Annotated in this window: 21 protein-coding genes; 6 read left to right on the top strand and 15 right to left on the bottom strand. The window is 43.5% G+C overall.

Annotation, left to right across the window (positions count from 1 at the left end; genetic code table 11):
• Nucleotides 1–141: 141 nt before the first annotated feature.
• On the bottom strand, nt 142–894 hold the full coding sequence (locus ACTXGK_RS22230; protein ID WP_443517754.1) for an IS5 family transposase: 753 nt from the start codon (nt 892–894) through the stop codon (nt 142–144).
• A 55-nt stretch (nt 895–949) separates the two neighbouring features.
• Between ACTXGK_RS22230 and creD the strand changes: the two genes are divergently transcribed.
• Nucleotides 950–2,545 (top strand): cell envelope integrity protein CreD, encoded by a 1,596-nt coding sequence (gene creD / locus ACTXGK_RS22225; RefSeq protein ID WP_443516849.1) that lies wholly within the window; start codon nt 950–952, stop codon nt 2,543–2,545.
• Between the two features lie 118 nt (nt 2,546–2,663).
• Here the strand turns inward: creD and ACTXGK_RS22220 are convergent, their stop codons facing one another.
• A complete protein-coding gene (locus ACTXGK_RS22220) occupies nt 2,664–3,347 on the bottom strand; it encodes a DUF421 domain-containing protein (protein ID WP_443516851.1) in 684 nt (227 codons plus the stop codon).
• A 293-nt stretch (nt 3,348–3,640) separates the two neighbouring features.
• Here ACTXGK_RS22220 and ACTXGK_RS22215 point away from each other — a divergent pair, with 293 nt between their 5' ends.
• Nucleotides 3,641–4,558: a DMT family transporter gene (locus ACTXGK_RS22215; protein WP_443516852.1), complete on the top strand. Its 918-nt coding sequence runs from the start codon at nt 3,641–3,643 to the stop codon at nt 4,556–4,558.
• A gap of 178 nt (nt 4,559–4,736) precedes the next feature.
• Here ACTXGK_RS22215 and ACTXGK_RS22210 read toward each other — a convergent pair whose 3' ends face one another.
• Nucleotides 4,737–5,150 (bottom strand): organic hydroperoxide resistance protein, encoded by a 414-nt coding sequence (locus tag ACTXGK_RS22210; RefSeq protein ID WP_058024690.1) that lies wholly within the window; start codon nt 5,148–5,150, stop codon nt 4,737–4,739.
• 165 nt (nt 5,151–5,315) lie between these two features.
• Here ACTXGK_RS22210 and ACTXGK_RS22205 point away from each other — a divergent pair, with 165 nt between their 5' ends.
• Both ACTXGK_RS22205 and ACTXGK_RS22200 read left to right on the top strand, forming a co-directional pair.
• Complete coding sequence (locus tag ACTXGK_RS22205) at nt 5,316–6,176, top strand: AraC family transcriptional regulator (RefSeq protein ID WP_443516855.1); 861 nt, start codon at nt 5,316–5,318, stop codon at nt 6,174–6,176.
• A gap of 629 nt (nt 6,177–6,805) precedes the next feature.
• Nucleotides 6,806–7,135, top strand: a complete 330-nt coding sequence (locus ACTXGK_RS22200) for a hypothetical protein (RefSeq protein WP_201598780.1) — start codon at nt 6,806–6,808, stop codon at nt 7,133–7,135.
• Nucleotides 7,136–7,205: 70 nt separating this feature from the next.
• On the opposite strand, the gene hrpA is transcribed toward ACTXGK_RS22200, so the two are convergent.
• The 5 genes from hrpA to ACTXGK_RS22175 form a co-directional block, all read right to left on the bottom strand.
• Nucleotides 7,206–11,423, bottom strand: coding sequence for an ATP-dependent RNA helicase HrpA (hrpA, locus tag ACTXGK_RS22195; RefSeq protein WP_443516857.1), 4,218 nt, complete (start codon nt 11,421–11,423; stop codon nt 7,206–7,208).
• A 211-nt stretch (nt 11,424–11,634) separates the two neighbouring features.
• Nucleotides 11,635–11,952 (bottom strand): hypothetical protein, encoded by a 318-nt coding sequence (locus ACTXGK_RS22190; protein WP_443516859.1) that lies wholly within the window; start codon nt 11,950–11,952, stop codon nt 11,635–11,637.
• Between the two features lies 1 nt (nt 11,953).
• On the bottom strand, nt 11,954–12,541 hold the full coding sequence (locus ACTXGK_RS22185; RefSeq protein ID WP_443516861.1) for a DUF1543 domain-containing protein: 588 nt from the start codon (nt 12,539–12,541) through the stop codon (nt 11,954–11,956).
• A gap of 65 nt (nt 12,542–12,606) precedes the next feature.
• The gene (locus ACTXGK_RS22180; protein WP_443516862.1) at nt 12,607–13,410 is read right to left on the bottom strand and encodes a metallophosphoesterase family protein; all 804 of its coding nucleotides are present in this window, start codon (nt 13,408–13,410) and stop codon (nt 12,607–12,609) included.
• 127 nt (nt 13,411–13,537) lie between these two features.
• The gene (locus tag ACTXGK_RS22175) at nt 13,538–14,959 is read right to left on the bottom strand and encodes an SLC13 family permease (protein WP_443516864.1); all 1,422 of its coding nucleotides are present in this window, start codon (nt 14,957–14,959) and stop codon (nt 13,538–13,540) included.
• Between the two features lie 365 nt (nt 14,960–15,324).
• Between ACTXGK_RS22175 and ACTXGK_RS22170 the strand changes: the two genes are divergently transcribed.
• Nucleotides 15,325–15,489 (top strand): hypothetical protein, encoded by a 165-nt coding sequence (locus ACTXGK_RS22170; RefSeq protein ID WP_201598769.1) that lies wholly within the window; start codon nt 15,325–15,327, stop codon nt 15,487–15,489.
• A gap of 64 nt (nt 15,490–15,553) precedes the next feature.
• Here ACTXGK_RS22170 and ACTXGK_RS22165 read toward each other — a convergent pair whose 3' ends face one another.
• Together ACTXGK_RS22165 and ACTXGK_RS22160 are read right to left on the bottom strand one after the other, a co-directional pair.
• Nucleotides 15,554–16,252, bottom strand: coding sequence for a YoaK family protein (locus ACTXGK_RS22165; protein ID WP_443516865.1), 699 nt, complete (start codon nt 16,250–16,252; stop codon nt 15,554–15,556).
• Nucleotides 16,253–16,380: 128 nt separating this feature from the next.
• Nucleotides 16,381–17,190: an enoyl-ACP reductase FabI gene (locus tag ACTXGK_RS22160; protein WP_165596971.1), complete on the bottom strand. Its 810-nt coding sequence runs from the start codon at nt 17,188–17,190 to the stop codon at nt 16,381–16,383.
• A 396-nt stretch (nt 17,191–17,586) separates the two neighbouring features.
• On the opposite strand from ACTXGK_RS22160, the gene folE reads away from it, so the two are divergent.
• Complete coding sequence (gene folE / locus ACTXGK_RS22155; protein ID WP_238038243.1) at nt 17,587–18,183, top strand: GTP cyclohydrolase I FolE; 597 nt, start codon at nt 17,587–17,589, stop codon at nt 18,181–18,183.
• Nucleotides 18,184–18,289: 106 nt separating this feature from the next.
• Here the strand turns inward: folE and msrB are convergent, their stop codons facing one another.
• The 5 genes from msrB to yejB form a co-directional block, all read right to left on the bottom strand.
• Nucleotides 18,290–19,504, bottom strand: a complete 1,215-nt coding sequence (gene msrB / locus ACTXGK_RS22150) for a peptide-methionine (R)-S-oxide reductase MsrB (protein WP_443516867.1) — start codon at nt 19,502–19,504, stop codon at nt 18,290–18,292.
• A gap of 296 nt (nt 19,505–19,800) precedes the next feature.
• The gene (locus tag ACTXGK_RS22145) at nt 19,801–21,105 is read right to left on the bottom strand and encodes an iron-containing alcohol dehydrogenase (RefSeq protein ID WP_443516868.1); all 1,305 of its coding nucleotides are present in this window, start codon (nt 21,103–21,105) and stop codon (nt 19,801–19,803) included.
• A gap of 183 nt (nt 21,106–21,288) precedes the next feature.
• The gene (locus ACTXGK_RS22140) at nt 21,289–22,956 is read right to left on the bottom strand and encodes an ABC transporter ATP-binding protein (protein WP_443517224.1); all 1,668 of its coding nucleotides are present in this window, start codon (nt 22,954–22,956) and stop codon (nt 21,289–21,291) included.
• A 16-nt stretch (nt 22,957–22,972) separates the two neighbouring features.
• Entirely contained in the window at nt 22,973–24,013 is a 1,041-nt protein-coding gene (locus ACTXGK_RS22135) for an ABC transporter permease (RefSeq protein WP_443517226.1), read from the bottom strand.
• Between the two features lie 32 nt (nt 24,014–24,045).
• Nucleotides 24,046–25,116, bottom strand: a complete 1,071-nt coding sequence (yejB, locus tag ACTXGK_RS22130; protein WP_443516869.1) for a microcin C ABC transporter permease YejB — start codon at nt 25,114–25,116, stop codon at nt 24,046–24,048.
• Nucleotides 25,117–25,214 lie beyond the last annotated feature (98 nt).

Below are 25,214 nucleotides of genomic sequence, written 5' to 3'. Positions count from 1 at the left end.
CTGCTATCTCGGCAGCTGTGAATTAAAGACACGTAGGAGGCGACAACATGCAAAAAACATTATTGACTAAGTTAACCATCATTGTAGGGCTTTGTATTATTTTTTTGATCGGACTTAGTATGATTAGGGCGTGTTGAACATTCAAAGTTTCAACCAAAGATAGGCACAAGCGAGAGCCACCGTATTCTCATAACTTTGCTTGAGCTTATCAAATCTAGTTGCAACCGCCCGGTAGTTTTTCAACTTAGCAAAAGCATTTTCAACTAAGTGTCGAGCCTTGTACAAGTGCCAGTCCATATGGTTATTGGTGGACTTAGTATTCTGTTTTCGAGGAATATTATTGAAGCAACCCGCTTGTTCAATATGCGCTCGCAGCGGATCAGAATCATAGCCCTTATCGGCACATAGCCTGTCTGTACCACTTAAATTAATCTTATCAACTAAGTCTGGAGCCACCTTTACATCGTGAGTCGTACCATCTGATAAGATAAAAGTAATAGGGTTGCCGTGAGCATCAACCGCTAAATGAATCTTGGTGGCGCGTCCTGCCACACTTTTACTAATGGCTTGTTCCACCTCATTGCTACCATTGCTGTGCTGATGTGCTTTAATGTGTGTGCCATCGATAAACACCCATTCACAGTCTGAGTCTTTCATTAATAAAGCAAACAGCGCAATCAGTTTATTGCTACGAAACCAGCGCTGATAAGCCTTGTAGACGGTATTAGGCTTACCAAAGTAAGGTGGCAGATCACGCCAAGGACAGCCAACACGCATACGATATAATACGCCTTCGACTGTTTGTCTAAGATTCCCTTTGTCATAGATATTAAGTTCTAGTAATATAGGTCTTAGTCTTGTCCAGTGTTGATCTTTGAGCATTGTACGAGGCATAGCAAACGATGTCTTTTTTGTGTGAGAACTTAAAGACTAACCGTTTGCTATTTTTTTGCCATCGTTTTATTCCCAATGTTCAACACGCCCTAGTAATATCATCTATGAGAGGCAATACTACGCAAAATCAGTAATAAAAGAGATCACCCAGCAGCATGTCAATCCACAAGAAGTCATCACTCCATTTATCGCCGTTCCTACGACAGTCACCCCTGCCTGTCAGCCAGATGCATCAGATACACCAAATATAAAGAGCAAATGCGAGTCACCATACTCGAAAATTGAGACGGTATTTGCCACTCAGACGCAGGCTGCACAAAACCTAAAAGTAAGCACAGACACTTATAAGCGCGGTATCTATAGTGCTACTAGCTATGATGGTCAGTTGATATTCGATCAAAGTTATAAGTTTGTAAACACTTTAGAAAATATAGACAGTACCGTAACTGCAATGAGTAATGATGCAGATTCAATAATGACATCTCCTAATGCAGACAAAGCGCAACTAGCCAAAACCATCACCCACTTGAATCAGGCAAAACTGATCATTCCTGTGTCTGATTTACGCGGTGTCGCTACCCTGCCTGCCGTCACAATCAATCAAAAATCGATTGGAGCGAGCTATCCTCAGATACCAATGATAGAGAACTTGACCTATGTTGAAGTCGATATTCCTGAAGATGTATTGGCTCAATTAATAGATCCTACTAGCCAGCAGAATAAAGAGACCCTCGTTGCCAAAGGCGCAATGAATACAAATCCAGATAAATCAGAGGTAGATCGCCAACCATCTAACCCTAAAGACAATCAAGCGCTCAAGATTACGATCGATTTGCCTTTATCTGGTATTAGCAATTTGACTACGGTGCCTACTGGGCAGAACTTTACGCTGTCTATGCACAGTGATTGGCAAACACCAAACTTCATCGGTAAGGCGCTACCAAACACTAAGAATATTACCGATGAAGGGTTTGATGCCAGTTGGCAAAATCAGTATCTGACCGTCGCTAACAATCAATCTCTCTCCCAATGTATCAGCACGCCTAACCATCACTGCACCATTATCAGTGAACCCACGCTCAATCCCGATAGCCAGTCATATAACCCTGATTCGTTTGACTCATCAAGGGGACTGCCGGCAGACAGTGCGGCGGTAGCTGGTAGTAATCAAAGTGTTCCGCTAAACAGCTTTGGGGTTAGTTTTGCGAGTCCTAATGATGTTTACCTACAAACTGAACGAACCATGAAGTATGCCCTGCTGTTAATTTTGGTATCGTTTGGCACTTTCTTTTTATTTGAAGTGCTTAAATCCAGTCGCATTCACCCTATTCAGTATCTGCTCGTTGGCTGCGCATTATTTGTTTTTTATGTCCTATTACTACCACTTGCTGAGCAAATCGTCTTTTGGCAAGCATATACGGTAGCCGCTAGCGCGTGCGTAGGACTTATTGGTTGGTATAGCTACTATGTATTTGGCGGTTTGAAACGGGCTTTAATTTTTACCACAACACTCGCCGGGTTATATGCTGCGTTTTTTGGTATTTTAAGTACAGAAGATCTCAATCTATTACTAGGTGCGATATTCTGCTTTATGGTACTTGCCTGCGTCATGGTAATGACTCGCAAACTTGACTGGTACAAAGTTACATAAGTGATATAAGCCACGCGCTGTATGAAGAAAGCCACGTAAACTGATAATAGTTTGAAATAATGCTGCCTTAGCTTAGTTGATAAGGCAGCATTATCGTTATATTAGCCTAGTCGTTACGCTACTTGACTATCTGATTGTTTAACGCTTTAGCCCAATTATTGCAATTATCCTCACAGCGCGGGCAGCATTTATCAGCTTCTAATAACTGTTCGACATAACCACAATACATACAGGCGTAGTGAGCCCCTATCTCTACCTCCTCAACAGCTTGATACTGTTTAGGAAACAATGGCATGCCGTAAACTGTGTTTTCAGAGGAATGCAATAAAATACTAAAGTTGCCATCTGTCTCAAGTAAACCGATGCGCACTTGACCCAAATGCTCCACACCTTGCTGGCGCATTTCAGCAAAAAACTCATCGTGAGACATTTTGCCTTTTTTAATCTTATCCAACACCAGCATGCTATCTTCTACGATATAAAGTGACTTGCCTTCCAACAAGTCTTCAAAAGGCTGCCATTTCATCATAACCCACGTACAGATTCGATAAAGAACAATGACTGAACCCATGATCAGTACGGCTTGAATAATCGGCAAATCCTCAGTAAACATAGGATCACCCGCGATAGAGCCAAGTGATAGGATAATGGTCAGCTCAAAGATAGAAAGCTGACGAACGCCGCGCTTGCCAGTGAAGCGCAAGAACGTGATAATTAATACAAACATGACGGTGACACGTATTAAGATTTCAACGGCAAACAACCAAGTTGTGTCATGAATAAAAATACTTGCCCAATCCATATTCTCGTTTCCAATTTATTTATCTGATGTATTGTGTTTAATGAATGTTGTTCTAATAGTTCGTTTGATGCGAAGCACATCATCCCTATTTTCAGACCTTATCGTCAATACAACTATCGTTATTCTCATTTAAAACAGACTTTTTGCCACAAGTACGACAAAATATCCTGTCTTGTGAGACGGCGATTGTTTTCGCTAAAAATAAACCATCGTGACAGTAATACATACATACCCAAAACTAAAATCCTATGCCTGCTGATTTTATGCTCCCTTATTCATTGTAGGAATTATTTTTGAAAGCTACTGTTTATACTATTATTGCATTGATCGCATTTGCCGCAAATTCCCTGTTTTGCCGGATGGCGCTAGCAGAAGGTTATATAGATGCTTGGAGCTTTACGGTCATTCGTCTGCTCAGTGCGGCCGCCTGCTTAGTGATTATCATGACGATTCACGCCTACAGACTACAGCGTCAAGCACTCACCGCTGACAAGTCTTCTGTTGATGCTATCTTAAATGACAAAGGCAGTTGGATCAGTAGTGTCAGTTTGGTCATTTACGCATTATGTTTTTCGATTGCATATGTAGAGCTTGATACTGGCACGGGTGCTTTGATTTTGTTTTCGGCGGTTCAGCTCACGATGATTGGCTGGGGTATCTACAAAAAAGAACAGCTCAGCGCACTACAATGGTTGGCATTTATCGTCGCAGTAGCAGGATTCGTGTATTTGATGTTGCCATCAGCCGCCATTCCATCACCACTAGCCGCAGCATTGATGGCTATGAGCGGCGCGGCTTGGGGAGTATACAGCATACGCGGTACATCATGCATCTCACCGCTACGAGCGACAGGGTTTAACTTTGTGCGGAGTTTGGTGGCCGTTCCGATATTACTACTGGTGGGCCTAATGTATCTGGATGAAATAGGTTTAAAAAACATCAGTTTAGAAAGCATTACCAGCGAAGGGATATTGCTCGCCTGTGCGTCAGGAGCGATCGCCTCAGGGATGGGCTACAGTATCTGGTACACTGCAATGCCATTATTAAAGAACACGCAAGCGGCTATTGTTCAGCTGTGTGTGCCTGTGATTGCGGCTGTACTAGGCGTGATATTTTTATCTGAGCAACTAACGTTGCCATTTATTATTGCCAGTGCAGTCATTTTAGGCGCAGTCTTGGTGTTTACCTTAAATAAAAAAGTGCCAGCCTAGTACAGTGATTACTTATGATGACCTATCACGAGCTCGGCTAATGACAAAAGGTTAGCACTATTACTCTATTCTTCTAGGTAGCATAAAACCGCCCTGATTTATAAAAATCGGGGCGGTTTTGTGTAAGCTATCATATTGAGTTAATGATTCGCTTGCTACCAGTAAAAGCTAAAAGCCTTTAGATAACGGTCACTTCTAAGCGGGCATCTACATTGCCACGAGTGGCATTAGAATATGGGCACACCTGATGTGTGGCTTCGATCAACTGTTGTGCCTGCGCTTCGTCAATACCTGATACTTCGACATGCAACTCTATATCCAAGTTGTAGCTACCATCTGCTTTCATACCGATACCGACTTGCGCAGAAGTTTTTGAAGCGGTGACAGGCAGTTTCATTTGCTGTGCAACCATGCTCAAAGCGCTATCAAAACAAGCGGCATAACCCATAGCAAAAAGCTGCTCTGGATTCACACCTTCTTTATCTTGTTCTTGAAAAGACACCAAATCAAATCCTAATGAACCATCATCTAATCCAGTATGACCAGAACGTCCACCAGTGGCTGTCGCGCGAGTTTTATAAAATATTTTCATGATTTATAGTTCCTTACCTATATTATTAGAGGTTGTACTTACGCTGTTGCGATAAGACTATTATAGAATCGCTGGCAGTTATCCGTTAGAACAGACCTCTATAACTCTTGCCTAATCCTATAAATTTTTATACTATCAGTCAGTCTTATAAAACAAGCTGTCCTCATGAATCAAGAAACCATAGACCGACTTCTTAATATATTGCCTAGGAATCAAACCCTTGAATCTGATGTCGCAGGGCTATTTTTTTACTGTGCCGATAAACCAAGCAAAGCTGTTAGCTATATCCAAGAGCCAAGCATTTGTATTGTCTTGCAAGGTGAGCGTGAGATTTACTTAGGAGCGGACTGCCAAAGATTCAATAATAGCCACTTGATGTTTTGTCCTGTCAATATTCCGCTGAGCATGCATATAAAACATGCTTCAGTAGAGCGTCCTGTTATCGTCTTATCTATGAAATTAAATCTCGCCATGATTAGAGAGATATTGGCACAAATACCCTCTAAAACACCCATAGTAAATAGTCACTTAGGCATAAAATGGCCGTTAGATGACGCGATAATGGCGGCATTTGATCGATTGATACGCTTGCTTGATTATCCAAACGATATTGAATTTTTGGCGTCACTGATTCAACAAGAAATATATTATCGACTACTCTTAGCGGAGCAAGGTAACAAGCTTAGGCAGTTGGTCGTTGATGGTAGCCATACACACCGTATTGCCCAAGCCACTGACTGGATAAAGTCGCATTTAAATGAGCCTATTATGGTAGAGAGTCTAGCCAGTAGATGTGGTATGAGTGTCTCAGGGTTTCACCAGCACTTCAAAGAAATCACCCAGTTGAGTCCACTACAGTATCAAAAAAACTTAAGATTGATGAAAGCAAAACGATTGATTAGGATACACGGACAAGGAGCACAGATATCGCAAATAGCCATGCAAGTTGGCTATGAAAGCCCCAGTCAATTTAGCCGAGAGTACAAGCGGCTGTTTGGAGTCAGTCCAAGCAGTGAGCTAATGTGATAACTGTCTCATCATTGATATCTATAGCGGCAGGATTTTATTATCGTTGTGATGGTAACTCTGAGACTTATCGAGTTTGGCATAACAGACTCAATATCAGGCCTACCTCCCTTATCTTGGTCAACTTCAAGCGCTCATCAGCGTGAGGTATGTGACGCCTTTAGAGCAAAACCATCTCTACAGCGTACTCATAGAACGATTCAATGAATTGATCATTTATTTACCGCCACAAATTATAAATTGATTGCTATTTTCTAATGCTTTCTAGCGCTATCCTCTTGTAGCTACAAGAGCGCATCTGAGTATCGAAACATTCACTGATATAGTGGATTCAGTTTAAAAAAGATACAGGGCAACCGAGCGCAGATGTATATGTGATACTTCAAGTGAGGTTAACGCTGTCACTATTTTATAGAGGATTGAATATAAATAGATTTTAAGGCAAATATCTACTCAAAATATCTCTATACTTTCTTATTTTTTAGCTAAAAGAGATTTGTTACTCGAATAAAAACAGTTGACTCACCAATATATTCGTATTATAACATATAATATATATTTAAAATTTTGGATATATAACGTAGTGTTTTTTTACGTACGTTCATCGAAAAGCTTGGGGAGGAAATGACATGATTCGTTTAAGCTACACTCTCAAATGCTGGGCACTAGGTATCACTTTTTTCTCAGTGTTCTATTTTATGGTCGTCATGAGTGACCCAGGCTTTAGCAAATATATCTATATGCTGGCCCTAAGCACTCTACTCTTCCCCATTGCCAAGCGTGCAGTGGATGTGATGACAGATTTTTTTACCCCAGATCTCGAGCTATTTAATGGATTACTACCGTCAATTCTGATTAACGTGGTGATTTGGATACTCACACCATTTATCGTAGCACTGACAGTGATTGCTTTCATGCTTTATAGTATGGGCGTGCTCACAGAAAAGATGAGTCATTGAAACCTACTTAAATAAAAGGCCAGATCAGCAGTTGCTAATCTGGCCTTAACATTCAAAGAAACTTTTGGTTCTAGCCCACCTTGTCCCACATTTTACTAAGACGCTTGGGCGAAACTGCCACACGAGTTTTCATCGGCTGAGCAAATAGCTGGATACGATACTCCTCTACCATCCAGCGATATTCGCTAATGGCTTCTTTGTCCGCACGCCCTGCTAACCGTTCCATATGCAAGTCAAGCGCATAGACACCATCAAGGTCGGCATCCAAATTATGCTCAAGACGCTCAAGGCGAATCTCTAGTGCCTCAAGATAACGTGGATACTGCTGCCAATGGCTATAATCCATCCGATAGACAAAATCAGCCAAATACAAATCTTCTAATTGATCTTCGATATCATCGATAGATTCCCCAAATATTTCGCGGTCTAACATCAATAGACTCTGGCGAATACGCTGCCATCGCGTATAAACATTTTTCAGCGTTTTTATGACACTTTGACCGGTCAATAAGAAATTGCTCAACACAACTTCTAGCGTCTGCGCATATTCCTCAGGCGTAAACGGTAACTCCTCACTCAATCCAACTGCGATATCATCAGCACTCTCAGGCAGACTCTCGGTATGGCCAAATAACACATAATGCTCTTCAAGCGTAGCATCTAATGTGGCATCAATGACGATTGTTTTTAGCTTTTCCATATCACCAAGCGGTGCAAACGCCAGTTTGAATATTTTATCCACTTGACTAGTGAGCTGTTTTTTCTTCGCGCCAAGTTTACCTTTAATTAAGGTCAATACGCCAATACGATGCGCTTGTAGTGCTGCATTGACATCGGTGTACTGATGGATCGATACCGCTTCGCCTGCTTCATCGGCAACGAGCGCCGCAAACTGCTTCATGACCACGCCTGCGCTATGATGGTTTTTGCTAAAGGCAAAATGCTCAGGGAACTCAGTATGCGCGCCTTGTTGCTCATTCACCGCTTGACTGGTCTCGGAGGCATGACGAATCTGTAGCGTTTGCAGATCACGACCTTTTTCGATAATGCGGTTTTTGTCATCGACCACACAAATTTGTGGCTGCAAATAACGGTCAATCGTAGAAGGGCTAAAGCTCTCCGGCGTCACCGACATAATACCGCGGCGATTGAGCGCTTGGCACAGTTGTTTTAATAATCCCTGCCCACCTTGCTGCTGCAACTCATCAAACAAGCTATCTGCGGTATCAGGTATCGGGACGATCTGACGACGGATATCTTTTGGCAATGATTTGAGCAACTGTAGCACCAGCTCATAGCGCCAACCAGGCACACCCCATAGTAGCTCAATCGCGTCAAGCTGTGGTAATGCGACAAGCGGTACGCGTATGGTCACACCATCATCATCGCTTGCTGGATCAAAGACATAACGTAGCGGCAGTTTTAGATCACCCAGCTTCCATACTTCTGGGAAGTCGCCCGTCGTTGGTGCTTGGCTAGTGAGTACATCTTCATCGGTAAAAAACAGATACTTAGCATCGTTTTTTTCTACTTCTGCGCGCCAGTCTTCGAACGTTTTGCGGCTAGCGACGTGCTCAGGAATCTTTTTATCATAGAACTGATAGAGTGTTTCTTCATCAACCAATAAATCGCGGCGACGTAGCTTATCTTCGATGCGCTCAACATGAGCAACTTTGTCCATATTGTGCTGTAAAAATGGCGCATTGCGGCCGAAGTTGCCAGTCACCAGACCATCACGAATGAAAATCTCTCGTGACTCAGCCAAGTTTACTTGCTCATAATTGGTCAGCTGCTTGCTGATAATGATTAAGCCAAACAAGCTAATCTGCGCGTACGCTTTGACTCGCCCGGTTTTCTTGGACCAATGCGGTTCAAAGTAATGATATTTGAGCAAGTCGCCTGCAGCTGAAATAATCCACTCGGGTTCAATTTTGGCAACGGTACGCATAAAGACTTGCGAGGTTTCAACCATCTCAAACGCCATCACCCAAGGCGGGATTTGTTTGAACACTGTACTCGCTGGGAATATCTTAGCTTTTTGCTGACGCGCCGCCAAATACTCACCGCGACTTTCGGTTTTATGCGCAATAATAGACAGCAGACCCGTCAAGAGCGCTCTATGCAAATTGGCATATTTGACGGCTTTTAGTTCTTCATCTTCAATCGCGGTTGGGTCATTCTTAGCTACATTTTTATCAGACGCTTGTGAGTCATTGACGTCTGTTAATTTAAGCTCAGTCACCATTTGTACCAGTTGACGATGTGTCTGGTGCCATTCACGGACACGCGGGAAGCTCAGATAGTTCTTTTTCGCAAACTGCTTACGCTGATTACCAGACAGTTTATTGCCGTCTTCATCTTTTTCAAACAATGCTTTCCACAGACTTAAATAGAACAAAAAATCTGAATCATCTTGACGGAAGACTGCATGCTTTTGATCGGCTTGCGTGCGCTTGTTGGCAGGACGCTCACGTGGATCTTGTACCGCAAGCGCGGCCACGACAATCAGCATTTCACGAATACAATCAAAGTCAGAACCAGCCACCAGCATACGTGCCAGTCGTGGGTCGATTGGCATACGTGCCATTTTCTGACCAGTCGCTGTCAAGCGCAGGTGATCGAGCCCTTTTTGACGTTTTGGCTTATTGGTTTTGTCCTGAGCAGCGATGTCCTTTTTGGAAGTGATTGCCCCCAGCTCATCAAGCAATTTATGACCATCCGTAACCAATCGGCTATCAGGCGGCTCAATAAATTCAAAGTCATCGACACTGCCTAAACGCAGGTTTGCCATCTGTAATATCACAGATGCCAAGTTAGTACGCAGAATTTCAGGCTCAGTAAATTCAGGACGACCGTTAAAGTCCTCCTCAGAATATAGGCGAATACAGACACCCGGAGCGACACGGCCACAACGACCTTTACGCTGGTTGGCAGCCGCTTGCGAAATTGCTTCAATCGGTAGACGCTGCACACGTGAGCGATACGAATAACGCGAAATCCGCGCAAACCCCAAGTCAATCACATAGCGAATACCCGGTACAGTCAACGCAGTCTCAGCAACGTTGGTCGCGATGACAATACGTCGACCACGACCTGATGGCTGAAAGATACGCTGCTGCTCTTCATACGTCTGCCGTGCAAACAGTGGCAAAACTTCGGTATGACGTGGACCGTGCCTCTCAAGCACTTCTTGCATTTCACGAATTTCTGCTTCAGTCGCGGCAAATATCAAGATATCAGCCTGATCAGCATGGCCTTTATTTTGCGCGTCGCTAAAACACTCCTCGACAGCGGCAACGACAGCACGCGGTAGATTTTCTTCAAAATCGTCATAGCTATCATCTTCTGAGCTGTTTACTGGCTCATCCGTCAGCGGACGATAGCGGACTTCTACCGGAAAGCTACGACCTTCAACATTAAAGATTGGTGCAGGAACTTGTCGCTTTAATTTTGCATCGTAACGACTAAAGTACTCACTAAAGCGCTTGGTATCGAGGGTCGCTGAGGTAATAATGACCTTTAGATCAGGACGCTTGGGTAACATCTTTTTGAGATAACCCATGATGAAGTCGATGTTTAAACTACGCTCATGCGCCTCATCGATAATAATCGTATCGTACTTACTCAAAAAACGATCGTGACCCAGCTCAGCCAGTAAAATACCATCGGTCATTAGCTTAACGACAGATTGCGCTGAGCCTTGCTCATTAAAGCGAATCTTAAAACTGACCGTATTCCCTAATTGCTCACCCAATTCTTCGGCAATACGGTTTGCGACACTGCGAGCTGCCAGTCGTCTTGGCTGCGTGTGCCCTATCTGTCCAGTAATACCGCGTCCTGCCAGCATCGCGAGCTTAGGTAACTGCGTTGTCTTGCCAGAACCTGTCTCACCAGCCACGATAATCACTTGATTATCAATGATCGCTTGTACCAGATCTTCTGCGCGTTGGCTAACAGGCAAATCAAGATTCAACTTGGCAGGTAAGTCACTTGGGATACTATCAATACGTGCCTGCACTGCTTCCTGAGAGCGCGTTTTTATCTTGTCGTATTGGGCACGCTTCTTGGCAAGGACATCGTCGTGATTGTTTTTTTGCTCAGAATCATGATTGGATTTTTTATTTTTGGACACAGCAGCGCGCGCCAGCTCCCGTTCGAGACGGCTTAAATAATAGCTGTCCTTGGCAAGTACTGGTAAATCACTCAGTAATTCCGCTGGTTGCTTTGCACTGTTAGTTTCACCTACAGTAGATTTTTCTAGACTGGGATTCTCAAAATTATCAGACATATTTGCTTAGGCTATTTATTATGTATAAGTGGTTAGATTATGGAGGCAAATGCAGGGTGATTCAAGGTAGTTATGATGCTTAGTTGCAAAGCTGAAGTTTTTTCTACGGCAGTGAGGACGATAACGACTCTATCCAAAATGAAGACACACTTAGACCATGAATGTTAAATTTCACATCATTAAAGGCATAGAAATGGTCTAAATGAGAAAACTAATTACTAGCAGTATAAATAACCTGTTGGTTAGTCGCAGCCCCCATAAAAAAGGTATGCATTTTTTGCAGTGCCAGCCTAGGAAAAGGAAGATGTAGTGACAGTATTAATTTTTCAAACCCTAACATCTCATTAGCTAACTCTTTCGCTATGTCAGGTTGAATCTGCGGGTTTTCATAAATATTGTCAACTAACCACGTTAATTGTGGAAATTTTGCGTTATCATGAATTTGATAAAGGATGGGTAACATTTCATCAGATATCTGACAGCGCGCTTTGCGGATTAGACCACTTTTATAATACATATCTAGTGACATATTAGGATAATTTCCTTAAATTTTTAATACTCAGATAACCCACGTATTCTTTGTCCTCTTTGATATCGACACCGTCTGCATCAACGATAGGCTCAATCAACAGCTGAGCATTTGAGAGAAGATCATTCACGTCATAGATATCATCTATATCCACTTCACACTTATCATCAATATGTGAAGCGGCGTCGAACGGCGATGCGTCATCTTTGAAAGTGAACTGTTTATAAAACTCGCTTTGCTTTGCTTGCTTAATGGCTTGTGCCTGACTGGCGGCGACGATCAGAAGCTTATAGTGAAACTCTTCAAAACTGCCCTGCTGATAGCCACCTAAATTGATAAAAAACAACTTTAAGTCAGCATCTTTGCTTACCTGCTCACCTGATTCAACCAGTTTAATCGCATAGCCATCAACTTTAGTAATCGCTCGATACGAATCAATGTGCCATTTGTTTTTGACTTCTGGCCAATGCTGATTAATATCCTCTACCAGCTCGCTAACGTGATTGGCCACACCAAAAAAGATATCGTGCTGTTCAATCAGGCGACCTTTGGGACGAGCGCCAAGTTGAACCATATATAGAGTGAGCATATAACGCCGTCCTTATCAGTTTTTCATTGTAGCTAGTTTGAGCTGAGCATGATATCGATCCCGTCTTATTGCAAGACTCGTCCAGTATTCAGTGCAAATGCCCAATCTTTACGTCCATTTTTGAGTGCCAGTTCTGCTGCTGCTTTATGATTGTAAGCCACTTTAATATGCTCAGTTTGCCAGCGTTTACCTTGCGGTGTCTCTATAAAGGTTATCAGCGCGTAGCTGGCATGAGGCGAATACGTTTGCATCTTATGAATAATGGGCAAATCATCTTCGTAAGCTGGGTAACCCACACTGCCACTATTAATAACCATTTGCCCTGACGATAGTGTGACTGTACGCGCAATATGCGTATGTCCACAGATAATGACAGGGCTAGCGATACCATTTAATAATGACAAGATATTTGAGTCGCTACGTACTGTCGGTGCGCCTGTTGCAATATCCTCAAGCAAATATACCATGTCATCGGTTGGCGTCCCATGACAAAGATAAACATCCTCATTTAAATGACAATCAAACGGTAAAGCGCGCATCCATTCAATCGCGTCTTTAGGTAAATCTTTGACAATAAAATCCATTGTTGGATTATTAGCGATTTCTGCCATGGTTGATAAATGCAGCGCCTCATAAATCTGCCTATCTTGATTGCCCCGAATGGTAACAATATCATCTCGATGTGTCATTAATACTTCATAGGTCGCCCTCGGCGCTATCGGCCCATATAAAATATCACCCAAATTGACGATTTGGTCGACACCGCGCTTTTTGATATCGGTAAGCACAGCGTCAAGCGCGAAGACATTACTATGAATATCTGAAATAGCAGCGATTGTAATGAGAGTCTTACAGCTAGAGGGTATCATACGGTCTATTATCCCCATAAGTTATGATGTTATAAATTAATAGAGTATAAAAAATAAAAACCTGATGCCTCATTAATATTGGGGCATCAGGTTCTATTTATCATGGTAATGCTAATGGTTCGTTAGACTATAGTAGGAAGAAATACGCCCAACACCCAACGATAACAGTAGAGATGATATTGAGGATAACACCTGTACGCACCATCTCCGTTTGCTTGATCAAACCTGTACCAAACACAATAGCGTTTGGCGGTGTAGCAACGGGTAGCATGAAGGCACAAGACGCACCGATACCAATAATAAGTACCAAGACTTCGCTCGGTATACCCATATGCTCGGCAATTGCCACAAACACAGGTACTAAGAGCGCGGCTGATGCCGTGTTTGATGCAAACTCTGTCAAGAAAATAATAAAAGCTGAGATTGCAAGCATTACAACCAATAGTGGTGCAGTTTGTAAGCCATTAGCAACCGTCTCGCCCAGTACTAATGACGCACCTGATACTTTTAGAATATTTGATAGCGCAATACCGCCACCAAATAACATCAATACACCCCAATCCGTGTTGTCTGATACTTGTTTCCAAGACACCAGACCCAAACTCACGACCGCCACTGCTGCAAGCAATGCAACAACGGCATCGGTATCTTCAATACCAACTGCCGCACCAATTTGCTTAGACAATATCCAGCTGACTGCCGTTATAACAAAAACAGCAATTGTCAATACGCGCGGCTTAGTCCAAGGAATGTTCTCGTCCTGTTGCAAGGTCATCGTGCGGTTTAGGTTCGGCTTTAGATACAAATACATCGCACCCAACAGTACTGGTAATAGTATCAGCATCATTGGAATACCAAACTTCATCCAATCAACAAACGCGATATCCAATGCTTTTGCCGCAATCGCATTTGGTGGCGAGCCAACAATCGTACCCAAACCACCCAAACTTGCTGAATAAGCAATACCGAGCAGTACAAACACAAACGTACCGCGATCTTCTTTACTGTCCACTTGCGTCAAAATACCAAGTGCAAGCGGTAGCATCATTGCCGTTGTTGCTGTATTTGAAATCCACATGGACAAAAACGCAGTCACGCCAAAAATCAATAGTACAGCGGTACTTAGCTTACCACCTGATAACGATAGAATTTTTAGCGCAATCTTTCTATCAAGCTTCTGTACATGTAACGCGGCCGCTAAGGCAAAACCACCAAAGAAGAGATAAATAATGGGACTAGCAAAGCTTTGCAGACCTACTTCAGCATTAAAATCAGGAATGCCAATTAATGTTCCAACCACAACCACCAAGATCGCAGTGATAGTGACGTGTATTGCCTCGGTGAGCCATAGCACGCCGATAAAAAACAGCATTGCTAGCCCTTTATTGGCACTGACTTCAAATGGCAATACACTGTAAATAATAAAACTAATGATTGCCGCGATGGCGACCACGATCAATCCTTTTCCCGTTCCCTTTGGGAATGTATCCGTAAATAAATACTCGTTACCATCATCAGGAATATGGCTATCCAGCTTTTTCTCTGACATAAATTATCCTTATCGCATCCAGAGTGAGTATGAAGTCAAAATTATTGCGACACACACTTATTGTAAGACATCATGATATTCATATAGCGAACATTACGCGCGAAAATATCATATCAGAATAACTTATATATGAATATGGTTTGATTAATTTTTTTAAGGTATCTGCTTGATTTATTAACAATAATAAATTCCCAACTTTATTTTATAATTTAGAAGTGACTTTCTGCTTCTTATGAAGACTCCGCTTGGTAAATTACACAAAGCTTGCAAAAATTCATTAATTAGCGCTATACAAGTAAAAGCTGATACCACATAATCGTAAGGTTAGATAGATAATCATCAATAAAAACAAGAGGAATGATACTATGACAGATGCAAACAAAACCGATGCAACCACAAAAATGGCGCCAAAAGACATCAATCAAGATGGTCTGGCCAAAGAAGATCAACAGCGTACTGACGACTCAGCGCTAGATATGATGCAAGGTATGCATGAGCATGAAGATCATCAAGAAGAAGGCACAAAATAAAAGATGGCAGAACGGCAAATAAAGCCAGTTATCTAGCATTAACAGCAAAAACAAGAAGCGCTTGTCATGATGATGAGCGCTTCTTTAGTTTTGGTTCTCTTTGTTCTGGTAGGTGATTGGAGACATAGTTATATATAAATGCTGCTGTTAGAACGATTGCGATGGGTACAAACAACGCATCATAGCCAACTTTTGCAAACAAAAAAGCCCCTACTGTACTACCACCGCAAAAGCAATACCAAATAACGGCCTGAAAACCCAATGTCGGCTTACTAATGGAGCGACCCGCAAGCCAGTTACCGATTGCTGCACCCATATCGGATGTCAGTCCTGTCAGGTGAGTCGTGCGAATAACTGCTCCGCTATAAGTGGCTACCATCGCGTTTTGCAATCCGCAGGCCATCGCTGCTGCCAATTGTCCGAGATAATCATGCTGCTGATATAACCAATAGGCAGCTATTAGCAATGCTGCTTCAAAATATAGCGCACGCCCGTAACGACGGCCTAGTGTTAAGGATGTCTGCCCAATGACAAAACCGCTCAATATTGCCCCTGACAAAAAAGACAATAGTAGCGCACCGATATACAAAATACTGCGAGAATCTGAGTAAGCGATAGCTGCTGCAAATAAGCTAACATTGCCGGTGACATGCGAGACTGATAGATTGGCAAAGCCCATCAATGCGGTTGTGTTCACGCAGCCGGCGCTAAATGCCAATACCGCCCCACCCCACAATATCCACTTCGGTAACTTGGTTATCATATTCGTCACCTAAAGGCACATTGCCAAAAGACTCATAGTATAACGAGAAAAGGCAGCCAATTGGCTGCCTTTTCAATAGTTGAGTAAATCATTCATAATGACCATCAACGCAAAAGATACTTAGATGATTATTGCGCTGGCTCATCAAGCATCATCAACTGCTCACTGATAGCGACGGTATTAAAACCTGCATCAACAAACATGATCTCACCCGTGATACCAGATGCCCAAGGCGATAATAGGAATAGTGCTGCGTTGCCTACTTCCATCTGATTGACATTACGTTGTAGTGGCGCGATTTTTTCGCTGATATCGAGCATTTTACGGAATGATTTGATACCACTAGCCGCGAGCGTGCGAATTGGACCTGCTGAGATCGCATTGACACGGATTCCTTCGCCGCCCATAGAAGTCGCTAAGTAGCGTACGCTGGCTTCAAGACTGGCTTTTGCCATACCCATGACATTGTAGTTTGGCAATACTGAGATACTGCCTTCATAAGTCAATGTCAGCATAGAACCATGACGCATCGCCAGTAACTCACGAGCTGCTTTTGCCAATGCAACGAAGCTGTAGCTAGAGATATCATGCGCGATGTGGCTGCCTTCACGCGTGGTGGCGTTGACAAAGTCACCATCTAGCTGATCCATTGGCGCAAAACCAATGGCGTGAACCACACCATCAATACCATCACCCCAATGGGCAGTTACTTGCTCAAAACAAGCAGCAATAGACTCATCAGAGGCGACATCACATTCTAATACCAAATCCGCTTCGAACTGTTCGGCAGCCATGTCCACACGCTTTTTGATTTTATCGTTTGGATAAGTCAGGATCAGTGAGGCGCCTTCACGGTGTAGCGCTTCTGCGATAGCCCAAGCGATAGAGAGTTTACTTGCGATGCCAGTTACGACAAATCGTTGTCCTTGCAGTAGCATAAGATTTCCTTTTGAATCAATCGAGATGATTTAGAATATAGGTTTATTTAGAGTAATTAGAAAGTGACGCGTCATGAAATGATGCAAATCAAAAGATGACTTATTATACACGAATTAATTTAAGTAAACAGTCGTAAACTGTACTTGGTTACTACACTTGCTACTATCATTAGTATCGCAATAATACTAATGAAATGTCATCATTGTCACCGTTCTAATTGTATCTCTAACAGTCCTATAATGACTAAACTCTGAACTACTCACCACAGCAGTATGAAGTTCAGCAGATTTCGAGTATAATCACAGCCCTTCCCAGCTTGCACAATTTTATAAGAATCCTGACATGATAGGATTCAACGTTAAGCTACACCCACATTTTGGATGGCTGCCAAACTTATGAGTAACACCCCAATAATAACCCCAGATTATAAAGAAAGTACCGAATCCTATCGCCAACTGATTGGTTCGACTGGCGAAGACTTAGATCGTCCTGGTTTATTAGACACGCCTGTACGTGCGGCAAAGGCTTTTGCTCACCTGACCAAAGGCTATCATCAAAGCATTGAAGAGGTGGTCAATGATGCTGTCTTTCCATCAGCCAATCGTGAGCTAGTACTGGTGCAAAACATTGAGTTTTATTCACTGTGCGAGCATCATATGCTACCGTTCCATGGTGTCGCTCATATTGGCTATCTGCCTGATGGCCAAGTACTGGGGCTGTCAAAGTTTGCCCGCATTGTCGATATGTTTGCCCGTCGTCTGCAAATACAAGAAAACCTGAGTGAACAGATCGCCCAAACTATCATGGATGTTACCGGCTGTCGCGGCGTAGCGGTAGTCATGGATGCCTCACACATGTGTATGATGATGCGCGGTGTCAGCAAACAGCATTCAACCACGCGTAGTACCGCCATGCTTGGTGAGTATCAGCATAATAATCAAGCTCGTAACGAGTTTTTGGGTGCCGTCCCTAAACGTCAACCAGCATTTTAAATGCGGGTCAAACGCTTTGAAGTAATTACTAAAAAAAGGACGCCGATGCGTCCTTTTTTTTGGTTTAACTATACGAAGTAAGATTTCAAGTTTAAACACATCAAGTCTAGCTCACTGGTTTGACCTCATCGATCCATTGACCATAACCAGCGGCTTCCATCTGTGCAAGTGGAATAAAGCGCAGCGCTGCTGAGTTCATACAGTAACGCTTACCGGTCGGTGCTGGACCATCATCAAACACGTGGCCCACGTGTGAGTCCGCGTAGCGACTACGGATTTCGGTACGCGTCCCAAAGATACCGCGATCTGCTTTTTCTACCACCATATTCGTGTTCAATGGACGAGTGAAGCTCGGCCAACCCGTGCCAGACTTATATTTATCACGAGAAGAAAATAGTGGCTCACCAGATACCAAATCTACATACAATCCAGGCGCTTTATTATCCCAATACTCGTTATTAAAGGCGCGCTCGGTACCGTCCTTTTGAGTGACTTTGTACTGAATATCAGTAAGCGATTTTTTTAGCTCATCCTGCGACGGTTTGACAAAGGTATCTGGATTGAACCCTGTACTTGCTTTATTGTTTGGCGTTTGACTGGCTGTAACTGGCTGTGCACTATCTACAGTCGGCTTGAACTGACTAAAATCAAGCTCATAGTCTTTGCCATATACACTTTCTATAAACTGATAGCGTCCTGAATTGAACGTATAAGCCTTATAGCGTATCGGATTCTTCTTATAATAATCCTGATGATACTCTTCGGCAGGATAGAACTTGCCAGCAGGTACAATCTCAATTACGACTGGTTTGTCATATACGCCAGAGTCTTGCAATGCCTGTTTAGCAGATTCTGCTATTTGCTTTTCTTGCGCATTGTTATAAAAAATCGCTGGACGATACTGTGTGCCACGATCAACATATTGCCCTTGATCGTCAGTGGGGTCAGCGATTCTCCATAATGCTTGTACGATACCATTATAAGTGATTTTCGTAGGATCGTAATACACTTGCGCCGCTTCCGTATGACCCGTACCACCTGCCGACACTTCTTTGTAGGTTGGGTTTTCGGTATTGCCACCCGTATAACCAGACACCACCTCTACGACGCCTGGGATTTTCTCGTAACCTGCTTCGACACACCAAAAACACCCGCCAGCCACTGTAGCAACTGCCAGTCCTGGAGTTGTCGGTGCATAAGGGTTAGCAGCATCTGCATTTTTTACAGTAGTGCTATTTTCGGTAGACGCGCAGCCTGCATACAAAGCGCTACTCGCTACGATAACCAATCCCATAACTTTAGACGATAATATGCGATTCATAAAAATCTCCCAAACGTAATATCATTTAATCATCGTAACGCTTATGTATCACTAAAACATTCCTGTATTGTTATATATTTACAATTTATTAAGTTATTTTTTATTAATTAAGTCGTAGCACAAGGTAAATTAAACGATCATTTGATTATGACATAGGCTTTAGCATAGTTAATATATAGAGATAAATTATTTTATTTCAAGGTCTTAGCTTATTTTAAACGCGTTAAAAAAGCCTATCCTCAAAAGAGTCATAGGCTTTTTTTGTCTATCATAAGTCTGTCAGCACAAGCAAAAATTTATGATGCTTTCTGAGTGTCTTTATCAGCACTCTCATCACTTACTTGCTTAATTTTTGTTAAGATTTCCTTAATTTCAGCTGCTGAGAGGTAAGTTGGTACAGCATAAGTATCGCTGACTTCTTTTGCTGCTGCTTTTGCAATATCGTCAAAGTCACTGGTCTGCATACCGCTAACAGTCGGATCAATATTTAAATTTGTAATAAGCGCTCTGACTTGCTCAATGAGATGATTTGCTATTTCTTTATCACCATGACCAGCTTGGCCTTCTGCTACCATACCTGTTCTTTTTGCCAGTGCGGCCAGTCTCTGCTTGCTTGCTTTACGATTAACATCAAGCACATAAGGCAACACGATGGCATTAGCACGACCATGAGGAATACTATAATAAGCCCCTAATTGATGCGCAATAGCATGCACATAACCCAGACCTGCTTTGTTAAAGGCAATACCACCATAATGAGCGGCAATTCCCATCTCTTCTCTTGCTTTTAGATTGCCACCGTCTTTATAAACTAGCGGCAGGTAATGCATAACCGATTTGACGGCAGAGGCCGCATAGTAATCCGTCTCCACGCTGGCATTGGCACTCATCCATGCTTCTAACGCATGAGTCAACACATCAATACCCGTATCAGCGGTGATGTGCGCTGGCATACCTTTCATGATAACGGGATCAATCGCTGCGGCGAGCGGCACCATTCTTGGATCAATAGACAATGCTTTTTGGTGTGTTTTATCATCGGATATCACTGCACCAAGGGTTGCCTCTGAGCCAGTACCCGCTGTTGTAGGCACGCAATATAATGGCGCCGACGGCTTTCTTGCTTTAAGGATACCGATCAGTTGCTGAGGCTTGCATTTATTGCCTTGAGACATGGCGATCATTTTGGCAGCATCGATCACTGAGCCGCCGCCGATGGCGATAATAGAGTCGCAATTTGCTGCTATAGATTGGCGAAGTCCTTCTTCGACTACGTTAAAAGTAGGATCTGGTGTAATCCCATCATAGACATGATAGCTGATGTTTTTTGCATCTAGATAATCAGTGACTTTTGCAGGGATACCGAGTTTGTTTAGTACCGCATCAGTGACGATAAAGACATTGGTATTGCCTTCGTTGATGAGCATGTCGCATAGCTCATCACAGGCAGTCTCACCGACAAACAACATCGGTCTTCTGATAGATATCACGTAAGAGACTGCTTTGAGTACTTTAGCGCGTGTCTTAGCCACTGCCAAATAACCAGCATGCTGCAAGCTGTTGTTCTTTACTAATTTAGTAATACTGTTTTGTTTTTTCATGGGTACAAAAATCCTTTTCAATGATGATTTTAACCGCGATAACAATAATTCTAGCTAGTTGATAGAGGCTAATGAACGTTTGCCAATAGCAGAGTAGATAAGTATATGTACAGTAAGGATGTTTGAATAAAGCAAACCACTGTCTAGCATGATTGTACCACTGCCTTTTTTGGTATGTCGCTATTATTGTGTACTGCTCGCCTTTAATAACTGCTTGGCATACGGATGCTGTGGCTGGCTAAAGACATCTTCTGTGAGCCCAGACTCCACGCAAGCCCCTTGTTTTAGTACCATAATATGCTGACATAGTGCGCGTACTACTTTGAGATCATGACTGATAAAGACATAACTTATTTGCAGTCTTTGTTGAATTTCACGTAATAAACTCACCACCGTCACCTGCGTGGTGCTATCGAGCGCAGAGGTAGGCTCATCCAATATGAGTAAGCTCGGCTTCATAATGAGTGCGCGTGCCAGTGCCACGCGTTGACGTTGACCGCCGGACAGCTCATGCGGATAACGCTGCGCGAATGCTAAAGGCAAATGGACGGTAGCCAAACTCTCCATCACCGCCTGCTGACGCGCGTCTTTATCCACGCCTTGTACCAACAGTCCTTCTTCCACGATTTGCATGACTGTCATACGAGGGTTAATACTGGCAAATGGATCTTGAAATACCATTTGGATCTGCGAGCGAAAGTTACGTAGCGCTTTTTTGGATAATGCCGAGATGTCTTGCCCGTTGACCACTATCTGTCCACTCACAAGTGCTTGATTGCTTAGCAATTGACTAAGTGCCAATGCAATGGTAGTTTTTCCAGAGCCAGACTCACCGACGATACCCAGTGCCTGACCTTTTTGCAAGGTCATATCGACATCTTTGACCGCATCGAACCAGCGCTTGGTGCCCCCAAATAGGCTTTTTTCAATTGGGAATTGTACTTTAAGATTACTCACTTCTAGTACGCTTGACTGCTTATCTACGTTATTGTCTGCTATAACTAACGCTTGGCCAAAGTCTTGCTTGATAAGGGTACGCGTATAGTCGGCTTTAGGCTGATCAAATACCGTAGACGTTTGACCCTGCTCAATCGTCCGGCCTTGGCGCATCACGATGACCTCATCACTATAACGCCTGACCAGATTGAGATCGTGGCTGATTAATATCATTGCCATATTATGCTGGTGTTTGAGTTCATTCAGTAGCGCTAAAATCTCATGCTGTAGTGTCACATCAAGCGCAGTCGTCGGTTCATCAGCGATCAAGATATCAGGCTGCTGAGCCAATGCCATCGCGATCATTACTCGCTGACGCTGACCACCTGATAACTCATGTGGATAGCGACTCAACTTGTCAGCAGGATCGGTGATATTGACATCATTTAGCAAGGCAATGCTGGTGTCTCGCCATTGCTTTTTGGGTACGCCGCTTAAACGCAATGATTCAGCAATTTGTTTAGCGACCGTATGTAGCGGATTCAGCGCTGTCATCGGCTCTTGAAACACCATACCAATACGCTGCCCACGAATAGCACATAATGCGGCATTACGCGATTTGTCATTCGCTATCGGTAGTTGAGACATGCTTGCTGTGCTTGCCAGCTGAACCTCACCCCTAATCGTCAAACTCTCTGGTAGCAGACCTAGTAACGCAAGACTGGCAATCGATTTCCCAGATCCTGATTCACCAACGATAGCCAGAGTTTGCCCTTGTCTTAACTCATAAGACAGCGCATCGACCAGCTGGATACCTGTAGCAGTTGTGATACTTAGGCTATCTACTGTCAGCATGAGCTTGTTTTGCGCGCGATTAAGACTTTCATTTGGCGCGTTGTATTGCTCGGTAGCCATAATATTTTCGGTCATATCAAGAGCGCCTCGGATCAAACGCATCACGCAGTGCTTCGCCAACGAAGATGAGCAATGACAAAATAAAGGTCAAACTAAAAAATCCTGACAAGGCGAGCCAAGGGGCATCAAGGTTGTTTTTCCCTTGTACCATCAGCTCCCCTAAAGATGGTGAGCCAGGCGGCAACCCATAACCCAAAAAGTCCAGCGCGGTCAACGCAATGATATTGGCCGTTAATATAAAAGGGAGCTGAGATAAACTTGAGGCTAACGCATTGGGTAAAATATGTCTGAGCATAATCTGGCTGTCCGAAACACCGAGATTACGCGCGGCCCGCACATAGTCAAAATTACGGGCACGTAAGAACTCTGCTCTTACCAAACCGACCAGACCCATCCAGCCGAATAACAGCATCATGGCAAACAGCATAGTAATACTGGGACTAAACAGACTGACCAAAATAATAATCATAAATAGCTGAGGCATACCGCCCCATACTTCCATAAAGCGCTGCCCTGCCAGATCTACCCAGCCGCCATAATAACCTTGTATTGCACCGACAATAATACCGATGAGAGCACCAGCGAGCGTCAGTGCCAGACCAAACAACAATGAGACGCGCATACCATAAAGTATCCTTGCGAGCACATCACGACCCATATCATCAGTACCGAGCCAGTTCTGAGCGTTTGGAGCCGCTGGATAAGGCAGACCAAGCTCGACGTTTGGTGTCTGATCAGCAAACGGAATAGGCGGCATCACATAATAGCCTTGCTCATCAATCAGCGCCTGCACAACAGGGTCTTTATAATTGGCTTCGGTCTCGAACACCCCGCCAAATGTTGTTTCAGGATATGCTGTTAACACCGGAAAGTAATAGTCGCCTTGATATTGCACTAATAAGGGTTTGTCGTTGGCAATGACATTGGCCGCCATGCAGATGACGAATATCACCGCGAAAACAAACAGCGATATCACCCCAAGGCGGTTTTGGCGAAAGCGATTGAGGCGCGCCTGCCAAATAGGGTTTAAGCGTGGCTTTTTTTGTGCTGGTACCATTGATGCCGTTGAAGACGGTGAATGCTCTGACATTAGCGCCCCTCAAAATCGATGCGGGGGTCAATCAAGTGATAGCTTAAATCACTGATCAACTGTAATAGCAGTCCCACTAAGGTGAAGATAAATAGCGTGCCAAATATCACAGGATAGTCACGCTGCTGAATGGCCTCAAAACCTAACAAACCCAAACCATCTAATTTAAAGATGATCTCAATCAAAAAGTTACCGGCAAAGAAGATACCAACGATTGCAGCTGGGATGCCAGCGATAATAATCAGCATAGCGTTACGAAACACATGCCCATATAGCACCTGACGCTCACCCAATCCTTTGGCACGCGCGGTCAATACATACTGCTTACCCAGCTCCTCTAAAAAGCTAAATTTAGTCAAATACGTGAGGCCTGCAAAGCCCCCTACGGTACTCGCCAGCAGCGGTAACGCCAAATGCCAAAAATAATCTTTTACTTTGCCAAGTGCGCTGAGCTGATCAAAGTTCTCGGACGTTAATCCCTGTAGCGGAAAAATATTCCAGTAACTACCGCCTGCAAAAAACACCAGTAAAATCACCGCAAAGACAAACACAGGTATGGCATGTCCGATAGCCAGCAGCATGGCAGTGGCTTTATCAATGCCTGAGCCATGATGCATCGCTTTATACACGCCCATTGGAATGGCAATCATATAAATAAGCAGCGTACTCCAGAGTCCAAGCGAGATCGAGACTGGCAGCTTTTCTATAATGAGATCCGTCACCGACTGCCCTTTAAAAAACGACTCACCAAAATCGAGCTGAGCGTAGTTTTTTAGCATGAGCCAAAATCGCTCGGGCGCAGATTTATCAAAACCATATTGTGCTTTGATCGCAGCAACCATCTCGTCAGAGAGGCCGCGCGTACCTTCATATACGCTGTCACTGCTGCCTGCGCTACCCGCGCCAATATTAGCACCAAGCGCGCTGTCTTTTGCTCCCTGCTCGATCAGCGCCAACTGCTGCTCAACAGGTCCACCAGGCGCAGCTTGCACGATCACAAAGTTGGCAAGCAATATCAAAAATAGTGTCGGCAATATCAGTAGTAGTCTTTTTACGATATAACGACCCATAGTGGCGACTTCCTAAATAAAGAGAGATGGCGTTGACGACAGCAGCAATTCTTTGATATTCATGATAGGCATGAAAGCAATGTTTGCCTTAACTCATG

This window comes from Psychrobacter sp. T6-5, assembly GCF_052258485.2.
GTDB lineage: Bacteria > Pseudomonadota > Gammaproteobacteria > Pseudomonadales > Moraxellaceae > Psychrobacter.
The sequence above is the reverse complement of the archived record's forward strand: the minus strand, read 5'-3'. Positions and strand labels throughout refer to the sequence as shown.

Bases quoted from the DNA above. Each gene is read 5' to 3' on its own strand.
- ACTXGK_RS22230 (WP_443517754.1), bottom strand. From the start codon at position 894: ATGCCTCGTACAATGCTCAAAGATCAACACTGGACAAGACTAAGACCT.
- ACTXGK_RS22220 (WP_443516851.1), bottom strand. From the start codon at position 3,347: ATGGATTGGGCAAGTATTTTTATTCATGACACAACTTGGTTGTTTGCC.
- ACTXGK_RS22210 (WP_058024690.1), bottom strand. From the start codon at position 5,150: ATGAAAATATTTTATAAAACTCGCGCGACAGCCACTGGTGGACGTTCT.
- ACTXGK_RS22205 (WP_443516855.1), top strand. From the start codon at position 5,316: ATGAATCAAGAAACCATAGACCGACTTCTTAATATATTGCCTAGGAAT.
- ACTXGK_RS22200 (WP_201598780.1), top strand. From the start codon at position 6,806: ATGATTCGTTTAAGCTACACTCTCAAATGCTGGGCACTAGGTATCACT.
- hrpA (WP_443516857.1), bottom strand. From the start codon at position 11,423: ATGTCTGATAATTTTGAGAATCCCAGTCTAGAAAAATCTACTGTAGGT.
- ACTXGK_RS22190 (WP_443516859.1), bottom strand. From the start codon at position 11,952: ATGTCACTAGATATGTATTATAAAAGTGGTCTAATCCGCAAAGCGCGC.
- ACTXGK_RS22185 (WP_443516861.1), bottom strand. From the start codon at position 12,541: ATGCTCACTCTATATATGGTTCAACTTGGCGCTCGTCCCAAAGGTCGC.
- ACTXGK_RS22180 (WP_443516862.1), bottom strand. From the start codon at position 13,410: ATGATACCCTCTAGCTGTAAGACTCTCATTACAATCGCTGCTATTTCA.
- ACTXGK_RS22175 (WP_443516864.1), bottom strand. From the start codon at position 14,959: ATGTCAGAGAAAAAGCTGGATAGCCATATTCCTGATGATGGTAACGAG.
- ACTXGK_RS22170 (WP_201598769.1), top strand. From the start codon at position 15,325: ATGACAGATGCAAACAAAACCGATGCAACCACAAAAATGGCGCCAAAA.
- ACTXGK_RS22165 (WP_443516865.1), bottom strand. From the start codon at position 16,252: ATGATAACCAAGTTACCGAAGTGGATATTGTGGGGTGGGGCGGTATTG.
- ACTXGK_RS22160 (WP_165596971.1), bottom strand. From the start codon at position 17,190: ATGCTACTGCAAGGACAACGATTTGTCGTAACTGGCATCGCAAGTAAA.
- folE (WP_238038243.1), top strand. From the start codon at position 17,587: ATGAGTAACACCCCAATAATAACCCCAGATTATAAAGAAAGTACCGAA.
- msrB (WP_443516867.1), bottom strand. From the start codon at position 19,504: ATGAATCGCATATTATCGTCTAAAGTTATGGGATTGGTTATCGTAGCG.
- ACTXGK_RS22145 (WP_443516868.1), bottom strand. From the start codon at position 21,105: ATGAAAAAACAAAACAGTATTACTAAATTAGTAAAGAACAACAGCTTG.
- ACTXGK_RS22140 (WP_443517224.1), bottom strand. From the start codon at position 22,956: ATGGCTACCGAGCAATACAACGCGCCAAATGAAAGTCTTAATCGCGCG.
- ACTXGK_RS22135 (WP_443517226.1), bottom strand. From the start codon at position 24,013: ATGGTACCAGCACAAAAAAAGCCACGCTTAAACCCTATTTGGCAGGCG.
- yejB (WP_443516869.1), bottom strand. From the start codon at position 25,116: ATGGGTCGTTATATCGTAAAAAGACTACTACTGATATTGCCGACACTA.